This is a genomic window from Tessaracoccus defluvii (genome assembly GCF_014489575.1).
Lineage (GTDB): Bacteria > Actinomycetota > Actinomycetes > Propionibacteriales > Propionibacteriaceae > Arachnia > Arachnia defluvii.
In genome coordinates, this window is the sequence record NZ_CP060789.1 from 2,841,084 (window position 1) to 2,861,969 (window position 20,886).

Consider the following 20,886-nt stretch of genomic DNA (forward strand, 5'->3'; position numbering starts at 1 on the left):
CGGCTACTCCTCAGCGGCGCACGCCGCCCGTCTCGTCGGTCTCTGGCAACGGTACATCGTGGGGCACGGAGACCCCGGGCGAATCGGCCGGGGGCACGTTGTTCGGGTCGGTCGGCGGAACGCCCGCCTGGCTGCCCCCGGTGGGCCAGCCGCCCTGCTCCAGCAGAGCGGGCGCCTGCATCGTCGAACGGACGCCGCTGTTGAGCGCGTCGACGGCGCCCTGGATGGGCTGCGCGGTGTCGATGGCGTGGAGGCTGGAGGACAGGGCGCTGAGGATCCCGATTATGCGGGATGCCCGCGTGTAGTAGTACCCGCCGGACAGTGCGTCGCGGGGGACCTGCTCCCTGGCCTGCTTGACGGCGTCCGCGGCGAGCCGGAAGGACGCTTCGTTCAGCGACACCAGGGCCTCGACGGCCTGGGCCATCGCGGTGGCGATCCCGGTGAGCTCCGCGGTGGCGTTGGCCTGGACGACGCTCGCCTGGTGGTACCCGGTGGCCGAGGGCCCCGTCCAGCCGGGCAGGGCGTCGAGGCGGTCGATGGTGGCCCCGGTGGCCTTCACGACGGGGACCCTGCCTAGCCACTGGCCCTGCGTGGCCCGCAGCCGGCCCGGTGCGTCTGCCCGGGCGACGATCCTGTCGACGAGCCGCTCGACCCTGCCGAGTCGCGCTTCGGCGGTGGCGATCAGCGCCTCCCCGTCCGCCTCGAACTGCCTGCGGCGGCTCCCGTAGTCGAACGGGTTCTCCAGCCCCTGCAGGAACTTGGTCCAGAAGTTTGCGGCCTCGGCACGGTCGCGGTCGATGGCCGTCGCGACGGCCTGTCGCAGCCACGTGAGCTCGGTCGAGACGTCAGCGGAGGTGGCGCCCTTCGCCTCGGCTGCGGAGGTTCCCATCGATGCCATGGCGACCGCAACGGCCTTGACGACGGCCTGGGCGACGTTCACGATGCTCATCAGTGGCCCACCTTCGATGCCTCATCGGTGCTGAACTGCTCGGTGGAGCTGTAGTTCTCCGCGGCCGACATCAGCTTGTCGCCGATGGAACGGTATTCGGCCGAGGCCTTGGCGGCCCAGTCGGTCGCCGACGTTCCCAGCGAGGGCACCGAGGCGGCGTTCCTGGCGAAGCCGAGGTCGGTCGGCACCGGGGTCTCGGCGACCTTCACGGCACTGTCGCTCAGCTCGTACCACTGCTTCGCCGCCTCCCGCAGCGCCTCAGGGTCCACCGCATAGGAGGTGCCGCCCGAGCCGCCGGAGCCGGACGAGCCGGCGTCACCCGTGCCGATGCCGCCGCTCCCCATGCTGGGCGGAGTCGGCGCGCCGGGGTCGCCGGCCGTGCCGATGCCGCCCTTGATGCCGCCGTCAGGGATCCACCCGGATGACGGCGGGGGCGACCCCGTCCAGCCGCCGGGGCCGGGATTCGTCCAGCCACCGAGGCCGGTGTCGGTGTCGGATCCTCCGCCGGAGCCGCTGCCTGAGCCTGAGCCGGAGCCGGAGCCGGAGCCCGAACCGGACCCGCTGCCGGAGCCGGAGCCCGAACCGGACCCGCTGCCTGGGTCGGTGCCGGTGCCGGACCCGCCAGGGGTCCAGCCTCCCGCACCCCCACCGGGGCCGCCGGACCAGCCCGGGCCACTGCCCGAACTGGAACCACCGGGGCCGCCGCCGGCGTTGATCATCTCGTCGTAGTCGCTGACGCCGTCCCCGTCGCTGTCGCGGTAGGCCGAGTCGCCGCCCTGGCCGACGTAGTAGTCGGCGATGCCGTCGCCGTCGACGTCCACACCGCCGTCGAGACCGGCGCTGCCCGCGGCCATGGGGCCGCCGAGCCCTCCGCCGAGGGAGCCCGCTCCCGCGGCCCCCGAGCCGAGGCCACCGCCTCCGAGGGAACCGAGACCGCCCGCGCCACCGACACCGGTGGGCATGGCCCCGCCCCGCAGGCCACCCAGCCCGCCGAGGCCTGCGGCCGACGCCGCCCCGGCCGCGTTGCCCGCCAGTCCTTGCGAGAGTCCCGCGGCCTGTGCGCCGGAGGCGCCGCCCCCGCCCATGCCCATCATCGGCGGCATCATGCCGGGGCCACCCGCGCCTGCCTTGCCCTTGCCACCGGCCGCGTTGGGGTTGATCGCACCCTCGCGCAGGTCGGCGCCGTCGAGGAGGTCGTCGCTCTCGGCGCCGATGCCGGCGAACCGGCTCTCGGGGGCGCGTCGCTCCAGTTCCTCCCAGGCCTTGTTCGCGTCTGTCATCGGTCCCTCCGTGGGTTGAGCATGGCGCGGAACGCGGCCATCACGACGGCCCGTTCCTCGCTGAGAGCGTCGAGCTCGGATGGCTCGACGGTGGCGGGTTCGAAGCGTTCATAGGCCTTGTCGGCCGCGGCCTGCACCGCGGCACAGATCTGGCCGACCTGGGCCCCGTCGAGCCAGGCCTGGTCGAAGGCGACGTCGACCGCGTAGCCGTTCGCGTCGAGCGTGACGGTGGCGCCGCGCACCGAACCGGTGACGGCGGGAGCGACGGGCCGGGGCTCCGAGGCTCGCTCCTCGGCGGCGGCGTACCGGGCGTCGAGGTCGGCGATCACCTGCTCGAAGGCGGCCAGGGTGCGGGGGCCGAGCGACGGCAGCTGGTTGAAGACGCGCTGCACGTCGGCGGGCAGGGCATCGGGGTCGGTGGAGTCGACGAAGTCTTCGCCGTCTTCGTCGTCGGGGTCGTCGGGCAGGGCCGGGAGGTGCAGGGTGCTCAGCATCATGGCCTGCCGGAAGTGGGACTCCAGCGTGTCGCGTCCCGTGATCCGGTGGAACCAGACGGGGCTCAGCCGCACCTTGACGATGCGGGTGTCTTCCAGCCAGAGGCGGACGAGACGATCGGCGTCGGAGATGCCGCCGTCGCCGACCTCCTCCGGCTCCTCAGGCGTCGCCTCATCCAGGGCCGGCGCCGGTGCGACCGGCACAGCCTCATCGTCGAAGTCGAAGACCCCCGGCGCCATGCCACCTCCTGAACCGCTCGAGCGGATCCAGTAAACCAGTCGGACGGCTCAGGAGAGGGGGCTTCGACGCTCAGACCGCGCGGACGAAGCGCTCCACGGTGAGCTGGCGGCGGCTGGCGATCGACATGGCCGAGAGGATCGCGGCGATGGCGGCCATCAGCACCGCGACGGTCGCGATGCCGACCTCTCCGCTGCCTCCCGACAGCCAGGTCCGCAGCAGCGTGAAGCCGTTGTGCAGCGGCGACACGGTGGCGATCGGCGCCAGCCAGCCGGCCGCGGACGAGAGTCCGAGCGCCACGGTCAGCACCAGCAGCAGCACCGAGATTCCCCGGCCGATCGAACCCAGCCAGGCGGCCAATGCGTGGTTGACGAGCACGAACGACACTCCGAGCACCGCGAGCAGGCCCATCAGGCCGAGGGTCTTCCCTGCCCCGACGTCGAGGATCACGCCCCCGGCCAGGCCGAGGACGAGCCCCTGCCCCGCGACGATCGGCGCCGGCAGCCCGACGGTGCGGGCCCACAGCGCGGCGCTGCTGGCGCGGGACGTCAGCGCGTCGCGCGGGATGGGGCGCGTGACGACGAAGGAGGCCAGCGCCCCGAGCCAGAGACCCGCGACCAGCAGCAGCGAGACCGCGGGAACCGCGCCCGAGCTGATGACCGACGTGTCCTTCGCGATGGGGCTGGCGACGACCGTCGCGAGGGCCTCCCGCGCATCGGCGGTGTAGCTGGGCACCTGGTCCTTGCCCTTGGCGAGCTCGGTGGCGAAGGTGCCGACGCCGTCGGCGAGCTGCTGGGCGCCGTCGTCCAGCTGGACGAGGCCGTCGGTGAGTGCGGCCGCACCGTCCGCGGCGGAGCCGACACCCTCGGTGTACTGGGTCACCCCGTCGACGAAGGTGGCCGCACCCGTGGTGAGTTCGCCGACGCCCGCGTCGAGTTCGGAGACGCCGTCGGCGAGCTGCCGGGCGCCGTCGGCGAGCTGGTTCACGCCCGCCGGGAGGGCGCCGACCTGCTGGTCGAGGGCCTGGATGCCGGCGAGCAGCTCAGTCGACCCCTGCGCCAGCTTCGGTGCGTTGGTGACCAACGGGGCCGCCTGGGTCTCGAGCTGGGCGGCGCCGTCACGGAGCTGGGTGAGCCCGCCCTTGAGCTCGCCGAGCTGCTGCTCGGTCTGCTGGCCGATCTGGTCGACGGCGGTCTCGACGCCGGCGGCGTACTGCCCGGCGCCCGTGGCGAGGTCCTGCGCGCCGCCGAGCAGCGAGGAGCCACTCGCGTCCGGCCTGGTGAGCATGCCTGCGCCCATGCCTGCCCCGGCCCGGAAACCGCCGTTGACGCCGGCGGCGAAGGTCTGGGTCAGCATGCCGCAGGTGGCCGGGTCGAGCCCCTCGGGGCACTGGAAGCCGGCGACGACCTGGGCGATGGCGCCCTCGGCGTAGGGGTCGAACTGCCCCTGCGAGTAGCCGCCCAGCGTGCCGCTGACCTGCTGGAGGCCGCCCGCGATGCCGTCTGCGCCGGCGGCGAGACCCTTGGCCCCCTGCGTGAGCTGGTCGAGACCGCCGGTGTCGGCTCCGCCCGCATCCAGGCCGGCGATCATCTGGTCGAGGCCCTGCCGGATGGGGGTGACCCCGCCGATCGCAGCCGCGGCGCCGTTGGCGAAGTCGGGGATGCCTCCGAGCAGCTGCCCCGCCCCGTCGGCGAGCTGGCCGACACCGTCGACGAGCTGTGGTGTCTGCGCGGCGAACTGGTCGACGCCGTCGGCGAGCTGATCGGCGCCGTCGGCCAGCTGGCCGGTGCCCGAGCCGAGCTCACGGATGCCGATGACCAGCTGGTCGCCGCCGTCGGCGAGCTTGGGGCCGTTCTGCTTCAGGAGGCCCATGCCGTCGCTCAGCTGCGCGGCGCCCTGGCTGGAGGCCAGCGTGCCCTCCGCCAGCTTCGAGGCGCCGTCGTGCAGCTGCGAGGCGCCGTCGACGATGGTGGTGAACTGCTCACCGACGGTGTTGAAGCCGACGTAGATGTTCTCCAGGTAGGTGCTGGTGAGCGTGTCGTTGATGGTGTCGACGGCGAGCCGCGAGATCTGCTGCGCGACCTGCGCGTCGCTGACGGGCGCGTTGTCGCTGACCTTGACCGAGATCGTGGCCTGCTCGGCGACCGCGGCGTCGTTCGCGGAGAACGAGGTGGCAGCGGCGGAGAACGTCTCGGGGATGGTGACCACCGCGGAGTACTCGCCGGTCCGGAGGCCGGCCGCGGCGCTGGGCGCGTCGGCGAGCGTCCAGTTGATGTTGTCGCCGTCGCGGTCGATCATGGCCGCGGCGAGCTGGCGTCCCATGGGGATGTACTGCCCTCCACGGTGACCGCCTGGTCGAGGTTGACCACGGCGGCGCTGACGGTGTCGTCGTCGCGCTGCGTGAGCCCCAGGAGGGCCCCCACGGCCAGAAGCGGCACCACGGCGAGCGCCACCAGGCTGGTCCAGCGGGCCTTCCCGCTCTTCGTGCTGTCGGGTGTCATGCCCGGCTCCCCTCATGGGTCAGTGCCGGCGCCTCGTAGACGCCGTCGATGGTGAAGTGACTGAGATGGTCGGCGTCCGCGGCGCAGAGCACCACCGCGCCGCCGGCCTCGGCGGTGCGGGCGATGAGTGCATCGACGGCGTCACGGGCGGCCGGGGTGTCGGCCTGCTCGATGCTGTCGACGAACACGACGGAGCCGGTGGGGGCCGCTTCGAGGGCCGCGGCGGCGTCGTCGGTCGTCGCGAGGTCGACGTAGGTGATGCGGCGACGCGCACGTCCGGCTGCCTCCGGGAGCAGCGCCCCCGCGACGCGGCCACGGCCGGAGGTGGTCTCCAGCCGTCCGCTCAGGGCCAACGCGGCGCCGGTCCGTGCCCCGACAGGGCCGACCAGCCCGATCACATTGCCAGGGACCAGGCGCAGGTTGATCGGGCCGACGACCCGCTCCACCGTGAGGTCCTCGGCGAACAGGACGGATCCGTCGCCGGGCCAGGATTTCAGTTCCATCTCCTTGGCGAGCACCTCGCCCTCGACGTCGAAGGTGGGCAGGAGCCGGTCGAGCCACTTCGGCAGCCACCAGGCACGCTCTCCGAGCAGCGTCATGACGGCGGGGACCAGCGTCATCCTGACCAGGAACGCGTCGACCGCCACCCCGATCGCCAACGCGAACGCGATCGCCTTGATCGCCAACATGCCCTCGGGAACGAAGAATGCGAAGACCGAGATCATGATGGCCGCGGCGCCCGCGACGACCGGTCCGGACGCGACGAAGCCGCTGCGGATCGCCTGGACCGGCTCCTTCCCGTGCACGTATTCCTCGCGGATGCGGCTCACGAGGAACACCTCGTAGTCCATCGCGAGGCCGAACAGGATGCCCATCAGCAGGATCGGCAGGAACGAGATCACCGGCACCGGTTTCTCGAGGTTGACGACCTCCTTCAGGAAGCCGTGGTTGAACACGAGTGTGGTGGCGCCGAACGCGGCCCCGACGCTCAGCAGGTAGCCGAGGGTGGCCTTCACCGGCACCCATACGGAGCGGAACACGGCGGCGAGCAGCACCAGCGACAGGCCCACCACGAGGATGCCGAACGGCAGCAACGCTTCCGTCAGCTTGTGGCTGATGTCGATCTGGATGGCGGTGAAGCCGGTGACGTTGGTCTCGACGCCGTACTTCTCCAGCCACGTGTCGCCGCTGTCACGCAGGGCCTCCACGAGGTCGGCGGTGGCCGGGTCGTCTGGCCCGGTGGTGGGCACGATCTGGATCATGCCGGTGTCGACGTTGCGGTTCGGCGTGGCGATCGGCACCTGATCGACGCCGGGGAGCGCCTCGATATCAGCCTTGATGGAGTCGAGCAGGCCGATGGGATCGGTGCTGGAGATGATGTCGACGGTGACGATGAGCGGCCCGTTGACGCCGGGGCCGAAGTGCTCCTCCATCGCGTCGTAGGCGACGCGGGCCGGAGTCCCTGCATGCTGCTGTCCGGGGTTGGGCAGCGCGACCTGCAGCCCGATGGTCGGCACCGTCAGCCCGACGAGGGCCGCGACGACGACGGCGATGGTCGCGATCGGGTGCCGGGTGGTGATACCGACCCACCATCCGAAGGCGGCCTTCCTGTCGCGCCGGGCCGCCTTCTCTGCCTTCGGCTTCCTCGGCTTGGGCGTCATCCTGGCGCCCATCACCCCCATCAGCGCGGGCAGGAAGGTCAGGGCGATGCCGACGGCCAACGCGACGGTGAGCGCGCCGAAGACGCCCATAACCGTCAGGAACGGGATCTGTGCGACGCCCAGCCCCAGGAGGGCGATGAACACCGTCAGGCCGGCGAAGACGACGGCGGAGCCCGAGGTGCCGACGGCACGGCCGGCCGACTCTTCCGGGTCGATGCCGCGGGCGAGCTGGTCACGGTGTCGCGACAGGATGAACAGCGCGTAGTCAATGCCGACGGCGAGGCCGAGCATCACGGATAGGAGCGGGGTGGTCGAGTTGATGTCGAACAGGCCGGTCAGCAGGAACATGATCGCCATCGACACTCCCACGCCGGTGATGGCGGTGATGAGAGGAAGGCCGGCCGCGACGAGGGAGCCGAGCACGAGCCACAGCACGACCAGCGCGACCAGCACGCCGATGACCTCGATGATCGACAGCGCGGGCAGTTCGATGTTGTAGGCCTCGCCGCCCATGCTGACGAGGGCATCGGCGGGGAGCGCCTCGCGCAGGTCGTCGGCCACTGCTGTGATGGGCGCGAGGTCCTCGGCGCTCGGGGAGATCGAGGGCATGTCGAGCGTCAGCTGGACGATGGCGGCCCGGCCGTCGTCGGAGACGAGCCCGTCGACCATCTCATTCCACGGGGACGTGACGGCATCCACCTCGGCAAGGCCCTCGAACTCACTCAGGGCGGCCTCGATCTCCGGGCGGTACTCCTCGACGGCTTCGCCCTCGGCCGCGACCACCACGGCCATGGCGGTCAGGCCGGCCGCCTCGGGGAACGTCATCCGCAGCTGGTCGAGGGCCACCTGCGACGGCGCAGACGGGATGGAGAAGGTGTTCTTGAACGAATCGGACCACAGGACGGCCGACCCGCCGAGCACCGCGAGGATGCCGATCCAGGCCCCGATGACGGTCCACTTCCTCCGGAAACACCAGCGGCCGAGGGCGTACAACCAAGCTGACATGTGGGGGCCTCCCAGGTCGGGGCGGTGACCAGCCCCAGCAAATGGATACAGTGGTGCATCCACGCTACACGATACAGTGATGTATCCAAAGATGAGGATGGGCAATGAGCACACGGGATTCGGGCCGGGACACAGCGCGCCGCAGGGAGACACGGGCGCGCATCGTCGAGGCTGCGATGGACCAGTTCGGCCGCAACGGCATCGACGCCACCTCCGTCGAGCAGTTGTGCGAGGCGGCGGGGTTCTCACGCGGCGCGTTCTACTCGAACTTCGACTCCAAGGACGACGTGTGCGAGGAGGTCGCACGCTACGTGGCGACCGAATGCGTGGAGGCCTGTCACGACATCCTCGGCTCTGCGTCGGTCGGCACCGACATCGTCGAGCTGCTGGGCAGGCTCTTCGGGGTGGCCGCGTTCAGCGAGGAGCGCCACAACGCGATCATCGAGTTGCAGATCCGCGCCCGCCGCGACACCGAGCTGGCCGCGCGCCTGGAGGCCGTCCGGGCCGACCAGTGGCCGCTGATGCTGGAGGCGGCCGAGCGGGGCGCCACGCTGGCCGGGCTGCGGTTCACGGTCGGGGTGGAGGAATCTCTGCGGATCCTCGAGGCGCTGTACTTCTCCCCCATCGGCGAGGGTGCCAACGCGTCCCTCGTGACGGCGGCCGCGGCGGCCCTGCTCACCAGGATCGAACCGTGACGGCCCGCATCGAGCTCCTGCGCACCGCCGGGAACGCCGACCCCGCAGGCCCGCCGGTGCACGAGAACAACGTGTGGCTCGTCGGCGACGACACGCAGGTCGTCGTCATCGACCCCGCCCACGACGCCGAGGCCGTGGCCGCCGCGGTGGCGGGACGGCGCGTCTCCGCGGTGCTGCTGACCCACGGCCACTGGGACCACGTGCGCGCCGCCGTCGACTTCTGTCGCTCCGTGGGGCAGGAACCGCGTCTGCATCCCGCCGATGCCTTCCTGTGGCGGGCCGAGCACGGCGGCACGCCGTTCGTCCCCCTCACCGACGGCGAGACCTTCGAGGTCGCCGGGACGGTGCTCGAGGCGCGGCACACCCCCGGCCACACCCCCGGGTCGACATCGTTCGTCGCCGCCGACCTCGGCGCCGTCTTCAGCGGGGACACCCTGTTCCAGGGTGGCCCGGGCGCGACCCGCTGGGAGTACTCCTCGTTCGACGGGATCATCGCCTCCATCACCGACCGGCTGCTGACGCTGCCTGCCGACACCGCCGTCCACACCGGCCACGGCCCGTCGACCAGCATCGGTCGAGAGGCGGGCGACCTGGCCGCCTGGGTCGCCCGCGGCTGGTAACGCTCAGCTGGAGGGGTCACCCCCTCCACCGCAGCGACACCCTGCCCGTAGGATTGAGGCTCCGCCTCCACCCATCGAAGGGAAACCCATGCTGGTCCTGATCACCGGCGGCGCCGGTTACATCGGCAGCACCGTCGCCTCCGCCTGCGAGGACGCCGGTCACCAGGTCGTCATCCTGGACGACTTCTCCACGGGTCGCCGCGAGTTCATCGGGGACCGCACGCTGTACGAAGGTGACATCGCCGACGCCGCCCTGCTGGATCGCATCTTCTCGGAGCAGAGCATCGACGCCGTCGTCCACTGCGCGGCGAAGATCGTCGTGCCCGAATCGGTGTCCGATCCGCTCGGCTACTACGAGAACAACGTCGCCAAGACCCTCGTGGTACTGGAGGCGATGCAGCGCAACGGCGTGAAGCGCTTCCTGTTCAGCTCGTCGGCGTCGATCTACGCGCCGGACGAGAACTTCCAGGTCACGGAGGCCTCGCCGCTGCAGCCCGGGTCCCCGTACGCGCGCACCAAGTACATGGTCGAGATGGTGCTGGAGGACTTCACCCGCGCCTCGGACGTCAAGGTCGCCTCGCTGCGCTACTTCAACCCCATCGGCACCGACCCCAAGCTCCGCTCGGGTCAGCAGCTGGAGCACCCGACGCACGTGCTGGCGAAGCTGCTCGAGGCCTGGAGCCAGAAGCGCACGTTCACGGTGACGGGCGTCGACTGGCCGACCCGTGACGGCTCCGGCATCCGTGACTTCATCCATGTCTGGGATCTGGCCCGCGCCCATGTCGCCGCGCTCGAGGGCTTCGACAAGGCGACCGCTGACAGCGCGTACGAGGTCTTCAATATCGGCACGGGCAACGGCGTCACCGTCAAGGAGTTGGCCGCGGCGTTCGAGACCATCTCGGGTGATCCGCTGGACCTGCAGTTCGGGGAGCCGCGACCGGGCGACGTGGCCGGCGTGTACACCGTCTCGACGAAGGCGCGCGACGTCCTCGGGTGGGAGGCTCAGCTCACGGAGGAGGACGCCGTCCGCGACGCGATCGCGTGGCTGCCCGTCCGCAAGGAGCTGCTGGGCTACTGACCAGCGTCAGTCGGTGGCCTCCGCCCACAGCTCGCGGCGGCGGGCCACCTGCTGGCGGTCGAGGAGCCCGGTGACGGCGCAGGCGATGGCGGCGACGGCGGTGAACCAGAACAGCTTTCGGAACATGCTGCCCAATCTATGGTGTGCGAGCGGGTTCCGGGCAACAGGAAACACCCCGATCAGACCCGGGTGCACCCCTGGAAGGCGAACCATGTCCCGGGGTCTGACCCCCGCACACCCACCGTCCGCCTAGGCTGACTGATCATGATGGGAATGCGGTGGTCGCGCGACGGGCGCACGTTGCTCCGCGACACCGCGGCGGCCGCCGCCCTGTTCGTCTGCGGGCTCCTTCCCGTCGCCTACGTGCGGTCCGAGGACTTCTTCGCCTGGGCGGCGACGTGGTCGCTCCTGATGTGCATCGGGCTCGCTGTGCGCCGGGTCGCCCCGTTCTGGGCGCTCGCGGTCGTCGCCGCCGCCGGAATCGGCATGGTCGCCACGATGACCGCCCCGGTGCCCGCACTGCTGGCCGTTCCCGTGGTCGCCTACAGCGTCGGCCGCTACCACCGGTCGTCGCTGCTGCCACTCGTCGCGATCCTCACGGCGGTCGGCTCGACGCTGGGCCCGCTCACCTGGACCGGAGACCTGGCGGTCGGCTTCCGCTTCGTCGCCACCACAGTGCTCGGCCTGCTGTGCTTCTCGCTGGTGGCCCTGTCGTATCTGTTCGGACGCCTGCTGCGGGAGCGAGCGCTGACCGAGGCCCTCGACCGCGAGATCGCCACCGAGCGGTTCACCGCCGCTCAGCGGCAGTCGGCTCAGGCCGACGCGCTGGTCACCGGCCGGGCCCGCGCCGAGGTGGCCCAGGAACTGCACGACGTGCTCGCCCACTCGCTGTCGGTGATCGTGGTGCAGGCCGAGGGGGCGAGGGCGCTCACGACGAAGCGCCCCGAGGCCGCCGTCGAGGCGTTGACGGTCATCGCCGACACCGGGCGCCGCTCCATCGGCGAGGTGCGCCGCATCGTCTCACTGCTCCGCGGCGAGGGCGAGGTCCCCGACTTCGGGCCGGCGCCGACGTTGCGGCAGATCCCCGAACTGGTGGCCGGCGCGGGGGATCGGATCACCCTGGAGATCGAGGGCGAGACGCCACTCGTGCCGGATTCCCTCGGGCTGGCCGTGTTCCGCGTCGTCCAGGAGGCCATCACCAACTTCCTGAAGCACGCCGGGTCGACGGCGACGGCGGAGGTCGCCGTCACCTACCTGCCCCACGAGATCTCTGTCCGCGTACGTGACGACGGCATCGGGGTGCTCTCCCAGTCCGACGGACTCGGCTCGGGCGTGCCCGGGATGCGCGAGAGGGTCGTCGCCATGGGCGGCGAGTTCAAGGCGGGCCCGCGGGCCGGCGGCGGCTACGAGGTGAAGGCGCGGCTCCCGATGCCGAGCCAACTGGGCAAGAGCTGGCTGAGAGGAGCCGAGGAATGATCAAGGTGTTGCTGGCGGACGACCAGTCGCTGGTGCGCAGCGGCTTCCGCATGCTGATCGACTCGTCGGACGATATGGAGACGGTCGGCGAGGTCGAGAACGGTCGCGACGCCGTCGCCGCCGTGAAGGCGCGGCCGGTCGACGTCGTCCTGATGGACATCCGGATGCCGATCATGGACGGCACGGAGGCGACCCGGCAGATCATGTCGCTCGGACTCGACACCAAGGTGCTGGTGCTGACCACCTTCGACCTGGACGAGTACGTCTTCGCGGCGCTGCGCAACGGGGCCAGCGGCTTCCTGCTGAAGGACGCGCTGCCGGAGGAGCTGCTCGGCGCGATCCGCGCGGTCGCCGCTGGCGACGCGGTGGTTGCGCCGTCGACGACGAAACGGCTGCTCACACACTTCGCGGGCATGCTGCCGAAGTCGACGCCCGAGGAGGACACCCGCCTCGACGTGCTGACGGAGCGGGAGCGGGAGGTGCTGGTGGAGGTCGCCCGGGGGGCCAACAACTCGGAGATCTCGCAGCGTCTGTACATGGCGGAGGGCACGGTGAAGACCCACATCGGTCGGCTGCTCAGCAAGCTGGGCGCGCGCGACAGGGTGGGGCTGGTGCTGATCGCGCTGGAGGCGGGCCTGGAAACGTGAGGCGGGGTGGCGCCCTCCCTTCGACAAGCTCAGGACCCGGTACGAGCGTCTCGAAGGACTTTCGGTCCCTGAGGAGGTTGCGCCCTTCGACAAGCTCAGGATCCGGCACGAGCGGCGTCTCGAAGGGGGCCCGCCATTCACACAAATACCCCCGAAAAACAGACGACAAACTCTTGAACTCGTAATCGCCCGGATGTACAATTAATTATGAGTTTGTCCGACCACACCAACACCCTGCTCCGCTGGGAGGAAGCGGCGGAGCGTGCGGGTGTGATTGCCGGGCAGTTGGCCCAGTTGAACAACGAACTCATCGCCCTGACCGCAGAGGTTCTCGACACTTTCACGTGGGCCGAGAATGGCATCCAGTCCCCGGAGCATTGGCTCAGTGTGATGTGTGCGACGTCTCCGGCGCGGGCTCGTGACATTGTCGCGATCGCCCGCCGTCGGGGTGAGTTCCCCGTGCTGGAAGAGAAGATGGCCGCCGGGACCGTGAGTCTGGACCAGATGACGGTGGTCGCCCGGAATGTTCCCGCTGAATACAGCGATGCGGTCTCCGTGTTTGTTGAGCATGCCACGGTGGTGCAGCAGTTGCGTCGGGCGTTGCCGAAGTACGGCTTCGAAGAGCCGCCTGACGAGTACGCAACGCCGAGGCCCGGGCCGTCTGGGGATGAGGGGCCTACGTTGCAGATGGGCACGCTGGGGGGCCGGTTCCAGCTGCGTTACGAAGCTGACGCCCTCGAGGGCGCCCTGGTCGAACAAGCCCTCCGCGAAGCGAAGGACGCGCTGTTCACGGCCGGTCACGCCGAGGCCACGTTCGCTGATGCGATCCTGGAGGTCGCGTCCCGCTCACTGTCCGCGGTGGAGTCGGGGTCACGTCGGCAGCATTACAAGGTTCTGGTGCACCTCGAGGCCGATGGCAAGGGCTGGATCAACAAGCAGGGTGCTTTGCCGGCGCATCTGGTGGAGCGGATCACGTGTGACGGCAGCATCCGGCCGGTGTGGTTGAAGAACGCGTCGCCGGTGTCGGTGGGACGCTCGATGCGGATCGTACCCGACCGGACACGGAAGCTGGTCGAGGATCGTGACGGTGGCTGCCGGTATCCCGGCTGCCCGGTGACCCGGTTCCTGGAGAATCATCACAAGCGTCACTGGAGCAAAGGTGGCTCGACGGATATCGATGAGTTGATCTCGTTGTGTACGCATCATCATCGGGAACACCACCGGGGTGAGTTCACCATTGAGGGGAATCCGAACCGGCCTGACGGGTTGGTGTTCAAAGCGAGATATGGCTGGGAGATCGAGCCGCATATTCCGGATCCTGTTCCGCCGCCGCGTCATGCTCCGCCGGATCAGCAACCCGTCCGGGGCTGGACCATGGACTCCACCCTCTACCTGCGCCCCAACAAGACCCCGGCACCCACCGACGAATACTGACCCGCCCTTCGACAGGCTTAGGAGTACCAATCCCGGAGTGCCGACTACCATTGCCCCCGTGATCGAGATCCTCAAGCCCTCCGACCTTCCCCGCGCCCGCGCCGCCGGAGAGCTGGTGAGCCGGATCCTCACCACCATGCGTTCGCGGGCCACCGCCGGAACCAATCTGCTCGACATCGACGAGTGGACCCGCCAGATGATCGTCGAGGCGGGCGCCGTGTCCTGCTACGTCGACTACGCGCCTTCCTTCGGTAACGGCCCCTTCGCGCACTACATCTGCACGTCCGTCAACGACGCCGTGCTGCACGGCCGCCCGTTCGATCACACGCTGCGTGACGGCGACCTGCTCTCCCTCGACCTCGCCGTCAGCCTCGACGGGCTGGTCGCCGACTCGGCCATCAGCTTCGTCGTCGGCGGCCGTCCCGATCCAGTCGCCGCTGCGCTCATCGAGGCCACCGAGACGGCGCTTGCCGCCGGCATCGCCGCGGCCGGGCCCGGCAAGCCGCTCGGCGACATCTCGCACGCCATCGGCTCGGTGCTGACCGGCGCCGGCTACTCGGTGAACACCGACTTCGGCGGCCACGGCGTCGGCTCGACGATGCATCAGGATCCGCACATCCCGAACAACGGCCGCGCCGGACGCGGCTTCCGGCTGCGCCCGGGAATGCTCGTCGCGATCGAGCCCTGGGTGATGGCCGACACCGACGAGCTGGTGACCGCCGACGACGGCTGGACCCTGAAGAGCGCCACCGGCTGCCTCACCTCGCACAGCGAGCACACGATCGCCGTCACCGCCAAGGGTGTCGAGATCCTCACGCTGCCCCGCTGACCGAGACGCATCCTCGCCTCAGCGTGTGGGGGGCGACCCGGCGCCCGTGAGGTCCTCGGTGCCCTTCTCGAACGTCGCCGCACCCAGACGCCGGACACCCCACCGCAGTACCAGCCAGCAGGCCGCGTACGTGACCGCGATCCCGGCGAACACCCCCGCCGAGAGCCCATGGGGCGGCAGCAGGAGGCCCGCCACGACGCCCGCGAGGACGAAGGCGCCGTTGAACCCCATGTCGTAGAAGGTGAAGGCGCGGCCCTTGAAGCGCTCGTCGACGTGCGCCTGCACGATGGTGTCGACGCAGATCTTGAACGACTGCACCCCCAGTCCGATGAGGAAGCTGAGCACATACAGCGGCCACTTCGCCGTAGTGAGCATCGTGACGACCGACACCACCGCGCACGACAGCAGCAGCAGCTGCGCGGTGCGGCCCAGTCCGAGGCGGCGGGTGAGCAGCGGGACCGTCGGCGCCGCCAGGATGAATCCGGCGCCGGTCGCCAGCCCCCATAGCGTCAGGTCGGCCAGTGCAGCGGCCGGCTGGTCCGACGGGTTCCACAGGTGCCGGGCTGCGAGGATGACGGCGACGCTGAGCAGCCCGAACAACAGGCGGGTGATCGCCATGAGCGCCAGCGCCAGGACGGCGACAGGGCGGGTACGCAGGTGGCGACCCGCCTCCGCGAGGCCAGCCGCGACGGCGCGGACGCTGCCCGCCGACGACGCCTCCGGGCGCGACGTGGGGCCCAACGCATCCCTCGCGAAGCCTCGACACACGAGCACCGAGCCGACGAACATGACCGCGGCCAGGCCGAACACGACGGCGTCGGCCTGGTTCGGGGTCAGCACCCCGCCGAGGCCGAGCCGGGCCGCGAACCCGAGGATGGCGCCGATCACGACGCCCAGCGGGCCGATCGTCGGGACGATCGACGACGCCGTCAGGTACTCGTCACTGTCGACGGTGTGCTGCAGGCCCGCCGACAGGCCGGCGAGCATGAACCGGTTGATGCTCATCGCCACGAGCAGCGCGCCGTAGAGGACGATCGCCCAGGCGCCGGTGGTGGCGCCGGTGGCGATGATGACACCGATGACGGCGGCGAGGGTGGCGCGGATGACGTCGGACCAGAGTGCAACGTTCCGCCGCGACCAGCGGTCGAGCAGCGGCGCGACGAACGGCCCGATGATCGTGAACGGCAGCATCGTCAGGGCCAGGACGCCCGCGATGGCCCAGGCCGTGGCCTGGGACTGCGGGGAGAACAGGATGTAGCTGGCCATCCCCACCTGCAGCGTCCCGTCGGCCGCCTGACTCAGAATCCGGAGGGTCAGGAGCCGACGGAAGGGCGCGTGGCGCCACAGCCGCCGCAGGGCGGGGATGATCTGCACGGGGCTGAGACTAGCCGGTGGCCTCGGCGTGGGCCCTGGTCGCCTTCTCGACGGCCCAGGTGGCGCCGGTCTCCTCCATCATCTGGTCGACCTTGGCGTTGTCGAACTGCATGAGCCGGTTCTGCGCAGCCACCATCTTCTGGAAGTTCGCCTCCCGATCCTCCGGGGCCACCTCGTAGTTGTGGTTGAGGTAGGCGTTGGCGAGACGGTCGACGCTCCGCACCGCGGAGAGCAGCTTCCCCTTCGGCGACACCAGCGACAGGATGACGGTGCTCGTGAGCAGAATGACGATGACGGGCAGCGACGTGTAGGCATCGAAGGTGAAGACGTCGACGGGCTCGCCGCCGTTGATGAACGGCAACTGGTTCTTGTGCAGGGCCTCGAGAATGAGCTTGACGCCGATGAAGCCGAGGATGACCGACAGGCCGTACTTGAGGTAGACGAGCCGGTCGAGCAGGCCGTCGATGAGGAAGTACAGCTGACGCAGACCCATCAGGGAGAACGCGGTGGCGGTGAACACGATGTACACGTTCGTGGTGACGGCGTAGATGGCCGGGATCGAGTCGAGCGCGAACAGGATGTCGGTGCCGCCGATGGCCACCATGACGAGCAGCATCGGGGTGAGGACGCGGCGGCCGTTCTCGATGGTGAAGAGCTTGTCGCCGTCGTAGTGGTCCGTGGTGCGCAGGAAGCGCTTGGCGGCCCGGATGATGAAGTTGTTGGCCTCGTCCTCGCCCTCCTTCTCGGGGGCGAGCAGCTTGCCTGCCGTGACGATGAGGATCAGGCCGAACAGGTAGAAGGTCCACGAGAAGTTGTCGATGAGGGCCTTGCCCGCGAAGATGAAGCCGCTCCTGGCGATCAGCGCGAAGACGATGCCGAACAGGAGCACCTTCTGCTGGTCGGCGCGCGGCACCGCGAAGCTCGAGATGATCACGAGGAAGACGAAGAGGTTGTCGACGGACAACGCCTTCTCCAGCAGGTAGCCGCTGAAGTACTCGACGCCCATGTCGGCGCCGCCGAACACGAGCAGGACGACGCCGAACAACAACGCGAGACCCACGTAGAAGATCGACCACCAGGTCGCTTCCTTCAGGGTGGGTTCGTGCGCCTGACGCACGTGGAAGAAGAAGTCGAACGCGAGGAGGCCGAGGATCACCCCAAGGGTGACCAGCCAGACCCACAGCGATACGTCCGCACTCAAAAGGACTGTCACAGGGAGCTCCTGAACTGGGCGAGAAAACTGGTTTCTGCCACCGGTACCCTTCAGGGCCAACGTCGATGACCAAGGTCATTCTATCGGGGGTCCTCAGGTTCGCCTAAAGTCCGAGGCCCGCCCGGGGTTCGCCGGCCGCGGCCTGACCGGGCCTCCCGGTGGCCTGGCGGGCGATGATCCGGAGGCTCCGATGCGCCCCAGCATCGCTACTGCGACGGCCAGGAAGGCGACCACATGAAGACGATCATCCTGAGCGAGAAGGCGGCCGCCGCACTCCTCGGCGTCATGTTCACGCTGGCCGGTGTGCTGACGGCGATCTTCCTGCCCGCCGAGCTCGGCTGGATACGCTGGTCCCGACGTCGAACCCCACCAAGTTCTACCGGATCGACCAGGCTGCGGACACTGCCTCGTCCGCGGGCTGGTCCAAGGCCAGGACGTTCTCCGGCCGCATTTGGCAGGCCTCAGGGCGCGTCACCGTCGGCGCCGACGGTGACGAGACCGTCACCACCTCGTCGAGCCCCGTGGACGCGGCCCTGAAGGTTGCCCTCGCGGAGACGGGCGCACGGACGGCGATGGGGGCGGGCGAACTGATGGGGATCGTCTTCGCCTGCATCGGCGGCGTGGTGGCCGTCGGAGCCGTCGTTTTCGCGCTCGTCGTCGCTCTGTGACGGCCGGGCGCCGCGGCGCTGTCGGTGTCGCCCGGTAGCCTGTCAGGGACAACCGAGGAGGGTTCCATGCGTCGAGGATTCGCCGCCGCACTGGTGACGCTGGCACTGCTGCTCGCGGGCTGTGCCCCCGGGCCGGAGCAGCCCGCGCCCTCCCCCACCGAGGCCACAGACCCACCGGCCGATCTGCCCGCGGCCGACGACGCCGTCACCGCACTCGTCGCCGCGCTCAACGCGCGCGATGTGTCGAAACTGCCGATGGTGCGCAACCCTGCCGACGCGCAGGCCGAGTTCGAGACCGTCTTCGCGGGGATGGACGAGATCTATCCCACCGTCGAGCGGACCGCCATCACGTACGAGGACCCCGACGGTGCGCTGGCCACCCTGACGATGACGTACCAGCTCGGCAAGGACGGGTGGACGTACGACTCGACGGCGCGGCTGCGGCACATTGAAGGCGTCTGGCGGGTCGACTGGTCGCCCCAACTGCTGCACCCGCAGCTGACCAGCGACTCGCGGCTCCGGCACACCACCGAGGAGGCCCGCCGCGGGCCCATCAACGACAACACCGGCCTCGCGCTGGTGGAGCAGCGCTCCCTCTATGAGGTGGGGATCGACAAGGGCGCCGTCATCGAGGCCGACCAGGCGACCGCCGCGGCAGACCTGGCGACGCTGTTGCAGGTCGACGTCGCGGCCTTCCAGAAGAAGGTGGCCGCCAACGGCCCGAAGGCGTTCGTCATCGCCGCCACGCTGCGGCAGGAGGACATTCCATCCACCGTCGTCGACATTCCCGGCAGCCATGTGCGTGAGATCACGGCCGTCGTCGGACCCACCGACTCGTTCGCGGCCCCACTGCTCGGCACCGTCGGACATCCCACGCAGGAGATGATCGACAAGTCCGACGGCGCTCTGACACCCGCCGACATCGTCGGCCTGAGCGGCCTGCAGTCCCGTTACGACGAGCAACTGCGCGGCGTCCCGTCCGTCCGCGTCGACGTCGTCGGCCGCAAGGCGGCAGCGGGTGCCAGCGCCGCCCCCTTCGACGCCTTCCCCGTCTTCCAGCAGGACGCCTCGATCGGCACCGGGATCCAGCTCAGCCTCGACCGTGACCTGCAGGCCAAAGCGGAGGAGGTTCTCAGCACCCAGACCGGGCTGGCGACGCTCGTCGTCGTCGACGTGGCCACCGGCGGCATACTCGCCGCGGCGCAGTCCCCGTCGGGCGGCACCTTCCCCTACGCCACCTACGGCAAGTACGCTCCCGGCTCCACCTTCAAGGCGGTGACGGCGCTGGCGATGCTGCGCGGCGGCGTCACTCCCACCAGCACGGTGAAGTGCCCCTCGTCGCTCAAGGTGGGCTCCCACACGTTCGGCAACTACTCCGGCTACCCGTCGTCGGCGCTGGGCTCGGTGACCCTCACCGACGCGTTCAAGTACTCGTGCAACACTGCCTTCGCCGGATCGTCCGTCAGCGGCGACCAGCTGCATGCGGCCGCCGGCTCACTCGGTGTCGGCACCGACTACGACGCCGGATTCACCTCGTACTTCGGCACCGTGCAGCCGGGCAACGCGATTGACCTGGCCGCCTCGAAGATCGGCCAGGGGCAGGTGACGATGTCGCCGCTGGGGATGGCTGCGGTCGCAGCCTCCGTCGGTTCCGGGAAGACGACGATCCCCTGGCTGGTGAAGGACAAGCAGGCAGCGTCGACAGCCGCTCCGCTGACCGCGGCCGAGGCGACGGCGCTGCAGTCGATGATGACGGCCACCGTCGACTCCGGCACGGGCAAGTCGCTCAAGGGAATCATGACGGGCGCCAAGACGGGCACCGCGGAGTGGGGCAAGGCAGGCGCGCAGCAGACGCACGCCTGGATGATCGCCTACAACTCGACGTATGCGGTCTCGGCGTTCGTGGAGGTCGGAGACTCGGGTGGCACGACGGCGGCGCCGCTGATCGTCTCGCTGTTCAGCTGACGCTGTCCGGCGCCGCGGGATCGCTCCGCTGCTCCGCGACGTACGCTCCGATGCGCCGGACGGCCGACTCGTAGTGCATGTCGAGCGCCTCGTAGTACCCGGCGAGGTCGGAAGCGAGCGCACACTGCGTCATCAGCAGGTGGGACTGCGCAGTGCGCACGATCTCGTCCTGAGGCTGCCGGGCCAGGTCGATCTCGATGTGCTCCATGACATCCCAGAACGCGACCACCAGCTCGCCGGCGAGATCGTTGCCCGCCAGCTCCGCCAGGCGAAGGTGGAAGCGACGGTCCACGACCGAGAGCATCCTGCCCTGCTCGGCCAGGCTGTTCATCTCGGCGCACAGCGCGAGCAACTCGTCGGCGTCGTCCTGGCTGATCCTGTCGCAGATGGTCGGAGCCATACCCCGATCGACGGCAATGCGCACGTCCAGGATGTCGCGCACCGCCTTGCGATCCACCCGGGCCTTGACGAGCGCGGAGAACTGCAGCACATCGGCGAGAGGGCGCAGGCTGAGTCTCCCGACGAAGGTGCCCACGCCGTGCCGGACATCGAGCACGTCGAGGGCCTGCAGCCGTTGGATCGCCTCCCGCAGCCGGTTCCGCGAACAACCAAGCATCTGGCAGAGCACGGGCTCGGTTGGCAGGGGGTCACCGGGGGCGAGCTGGGCCCGAAGAATGTAGGAACGAAGGAGTTCGTCGATCGACACCGCCTTCGGCTGCCGCAGCGATTCCCATTCGGTATTCATGCTTCCTTCATCCC

At 69.9% G+C, this 20,886-nt stretch carries 18 protein-coding genes; 9 read left to right on the plus strand and 9 right to left on the minus strand.

All coding sequences use genetic code 11. The annotated features are described in order from the left end of the window. Window positions 1-10: 10 nt before the first annotated feature. The 6 genes from H9L22_RS13495 to H9L22_RS13520 form a co-directional block, all read right to left on the minus strand. Window positions 11-949: a hypothetical protein gene (locus H9L22_RS13495; protein WP_187720375.1), complete on the minus strand. Its 939-nt coding sequence runs from the start codon at window positions 947-949 to the stop codon at window positions 11-13. Further along, window positions 949-2,229 (minus strand): hypothetical protein, encoded by a 1,281-nt coding sequence (locus H9L22_RS13500; RefSeq protein ID WP_187720376.1) that lies wholly within the window; start codon window positions 2,227-2,229, stop codon window positions 949-951. The genes H9L22_RS13495 and H9L22_RS13500 overlap by 1 nt, the downstream gene beginning before the upstream one ends. Continuing rightward, window positions 2,226-2,963 carry a hypothetical protein gene (locus H9L22_RS13505; RefSeq protein ID WP_187720377.1) on the minus strand — a complete coding sequence of 246 codons (738 nt, stop codon included), beginning with the start codon at window positions 2,961-2,963 and terminating at the stop codon, window positions 2,226-2,228. The genes H9L22_RS13500 and H9L22_RS13505 overlap by 4 nt, the downstream gene beginning before the upstream one ends. Window positions 2,964-3,033: 70 nt before the next feature. Further along, the gene (locus H9L22_RS13510; protein ID WP_187720378.1) at window positions 3,034-5,283 is read right to left on the minus strand and encodes a YhgE/Pip domain-containing protein; all 2,250 of its coding nucleotides are present in this window, start codon (window positions 5,281-5,283) and stop codon (window positions 3,034-3,036) included. Next, complete coding sequence (locus tag H9L22_RS13515; RefSeq protein WP_187720379.1) at window positions 5,256-5,462, minus strand: hypothetical protein; 207 nt, start codon at window positions 5,460-5,462, stop codon at window positions 5,256-5,258. Before H9L22_RS13515 ends, H9L22_RS13510 begins: the two co-directional genes overlap by 28 nt. After that, a complete protein-coding gene (locus tag H9L22_RS13520; protein ID WP_187720380.1) occupies window positions 5,459-8,128 on the minus strand; it encodes an MMPL family transporter in 2,670 nt (889 codons plus the stop codon). The genes H9L22_RS13515 and H9L22_RS13520 overlap by 4 nt, the downstream gene beginning before the upstream one ends. 104 nt (window positions 8,129-8,232) lie before the next feature. On the opposite strand from H9L22_RS13520, the gene H9L22_RS13525 reads away from it, so the two are divergent. The 7 genes from H9L22_RS13525 (at window position 8,233) to map (ending at window position 14,907) form a co-directional block, all read left to right on the plus strand. Continuing rightward, on the plus strand, window positions 8,233-8,823 hold the full coding sequence (locus tag H9L22_RS13525; protein WP_187720381.1) for a TetR/AcrR family transcriptional regulator: 591 nt from the start codon (window positions 8,233-8,235) through the stop codon (window positions 8,821-8,823). After that, complete coding sequence (locus tag H9L22_RS13530; protein ID WP_187720382.1) at window positions 8,820-9,443, plus strand: MBL fold metallo-hydrolase; 624 nt, start codon at window positions 8,820-8,822, stop codon at window positions 9,441-9,443. Before H9L22_RS13525 ends, H9L22_RS13530 begins: the two co-directional genes overlap by 4 nt. 88 nt (window positions 9,444-9,531) lie before the next feature. Continuing rightward, the gene (gene galE / locus H9L22_RS13535; RefSeq protein ID WP_187720383.1) at window positions 9,532-10,521 is read left to right on the plus strand and encodes a UDP-glucose 4-epimerase GalE; all 990 of its coding nucleotides are present in this window, start codon (window positions 9,532-9,534) and stop codon (window positions 10,519-10,521) included. 264 nt (window positions 10,522-10,785) lie between these two features. Continuing rightward, entirely contained in the window at window positions 10,786-11,997 is a 1,212-nt protein-coding gene (locus H9L22_RS13540; protein ID WP_187720384.1) for a sensor histidine kinase, read from the plus strand. Further along, window positions 11,994-12,644 (plus strand): response regulator transcription factor, encoded by a 651-nt coding sequence (locus tag H9L22_RS13545; protein WP_187720385.1) that lies wholly within the window; start codon window positions 11,994-11,996, stop codon window positions 12,642-12,644. The genes H9L22_RS13540 and H9L22_RS13545 overlap by 4 nt, the downstream gene beginning before the upstream one ends. A gap of 207 nt (window positions 12,645-12,851) precedes the next feature. Further along, complete coding sequence (locus H9L22_RS13550; protein ID WP_187720386.1) at window positions 12,852-14,078, plus strand: HNH endonuclease signature motif containing protein; 1,227 nt, start codon at window positions 12,852-12,854, stop codon at window positions 14,076-14,078. A 58-nt stretch (window positions 14,079-14,136) separates the two neighbouring features. After that, entirely contained in the window at window positions 14,137-14,907 is a 771-nt protein-coding gene (gene map, locus H9L22_RS13555) for a type I methionyl aminopeptidase (protein ID WP_187720387.1), read from the plus strand. 18 nt (window positions 14,908-14,925) lie between these two features. On the opposite strand, the gene H9L22_RS13560 is transcribed toward map, so the two are convergent. Beyond that, the gene (locus H9L22_RS13560; RefSeq protein WP_187720388.1) at window positions 14,926-16,281 is read right to left on the minus strand and encodes an MFS transporter; all 1,356 of its coding nucleotides are present in this window, start codon (window positions 16,279-16,281) and stop codon (window positions 14,926-14,928) included. 10 nt (window positions 16,282-16,291) lie between these two features. Further along, window positions 16,292-17,494: a TerC family protein gene (locus tag H9L22_RS13565; RefSeq protein ID WP_226965863.1), complete on the minus strand. Its 1,203-nt coding sequence runs from the start codon at window positions 17,492-17,494 to the stop codon at window positions 16,292-16,294. A gap of 521 nt (window positions 17,495-18,015) precedes the next feature. On the opposite strand from H9L22_RS13565, the gene H9L22_RS13570 reads away from it, so the two are divergent. Beyond that, window positions 18,016-18,162: a hypothetical protein gene (locus tag H9L22_RS13570; RefSeq protein WP_187720389.1), complete on the plus strand. Its 147-nt coding sequence runs from the start codon at window positions 18,016-18,018 to the stop codon at window positions 18,160-18,162. Between the two features lie 66 nt (window positions 18,163-18,228). Then, entirely contained in the window at window positions 18,229-20,127 is a 1,899-nt protein-coding gene (locus H9L22_RS13575) for a penicillin-binding transpeptidase domain-containing protein (protein WP_187720390.1), read from the plus strand. Here H9L22_RS13575 and H9L22_RS13580 read toward each other — a convergent pair. Then, complete coding sequence (locus H9L22_RS13580; protein WP_187720391.1) at window positions 20,120-20,872, minus strand: FadR/GntR family transcriptional regulator; 753 nt, start codon at window positions 20,870-20,872, stop codon at window positions 20,120-20,122. The two genes, H9L22_RS13575 and H9L22_RS13580, sit on opposite strands and share 8 nt — an antisense overlap. Between the last annotated feature and the right edge of the window lie 14 nt (window positions 20,873-20,886).

Coding starts and splice junctions, on each gene's coding strand:
- H9L22_RS13495 (WP_187720375.1), bottom strand. CDS start 949: ATGAGCATCGTGAACGTCGCCCAGGCCGTCGTCAAGGCCGTTGCGGTC.
- H9L22_RS13500 (WP_187720376.1), bottom strand. CDS start 2,229: ATGACAGACGCGAACAAGGCCTGGGAGGAACTGGAGCGACGCGCCCCC.
- H9L22_RS13505 (WP_187720377.1), bottom strand. CDS start 2,963: ATGGCGCCGGGGGTCTTCGACTTCGACGATGAGGCTGTGCCGGTCGCA.
- H9L22_RS13510 (WP_187720378.1), bottom strand. CDS start 5,283: ATGGGACGCCAGCTCGCCGCGGCCATGATCGACCGCGACGGCGACAAC.
- H9L22_RS13515 (WP_187720379.1), bottom strand. CDS start 5,462: ATGACACCCGACAGCACGAAGAGCGGGAAGGCCCGCTGGACCAGCCTG.
- H9L22_RS13520 (WP_187720380.1), bottom strand. CDS start 8,128: ATGTCAGCTTGGTTGTACGCCCTCGGCCGCTGGTGTTTCCGGAGGAAG.
- H9L22_RS13525 (WP_187720381.1), top strand. CDS start 8,233: ATGAGCACACGGGATTCGGGCCGGGACACAGCGCGCCGCAGGGAGACA.
- galE (WP_187720383.1), top strand. CDS start 9,532: ATGCTGGTCCTGATCACCGGCGGCGCCGGTTACATCGGCAGCACCGTC.
- H9L22_RS13540 (WP_187720384.1), top strand. CDS start 10,786: ATGATGGGAATGCGGTGGTCGCGCGACGGGCGCACGTTGCTCCGCGAC.
- H9L22_RS13545 (WP_187720385.1), top strand. CDS start 11,994: ATGATCAAGGTGTTGCTGGCGGACGACCAGTCGCTGGTGCGCAGCGGC.
- H9L22_RS13550 (WP_187720386.1), top strand. CDS start 12,852: ATGAGTTTGTCCGACCACACCAACACCCTGCTCCGCTGGGAGGAAGCG.
- H9L22_RS13575 (WP_187720390.1), top strand. CDS start 18,229: ATGCGTCGAGGATTCGCCGCCGCACTGGTGACGCTGGCACTGCTGCTC.
- H9L22_RS13580 (WP_187720391.1), bottom strand. CDS start 20,872: ATGAATACCGAATGGGAATCGCTGCGGCAGCCGAAGGCGGTGTCGATC.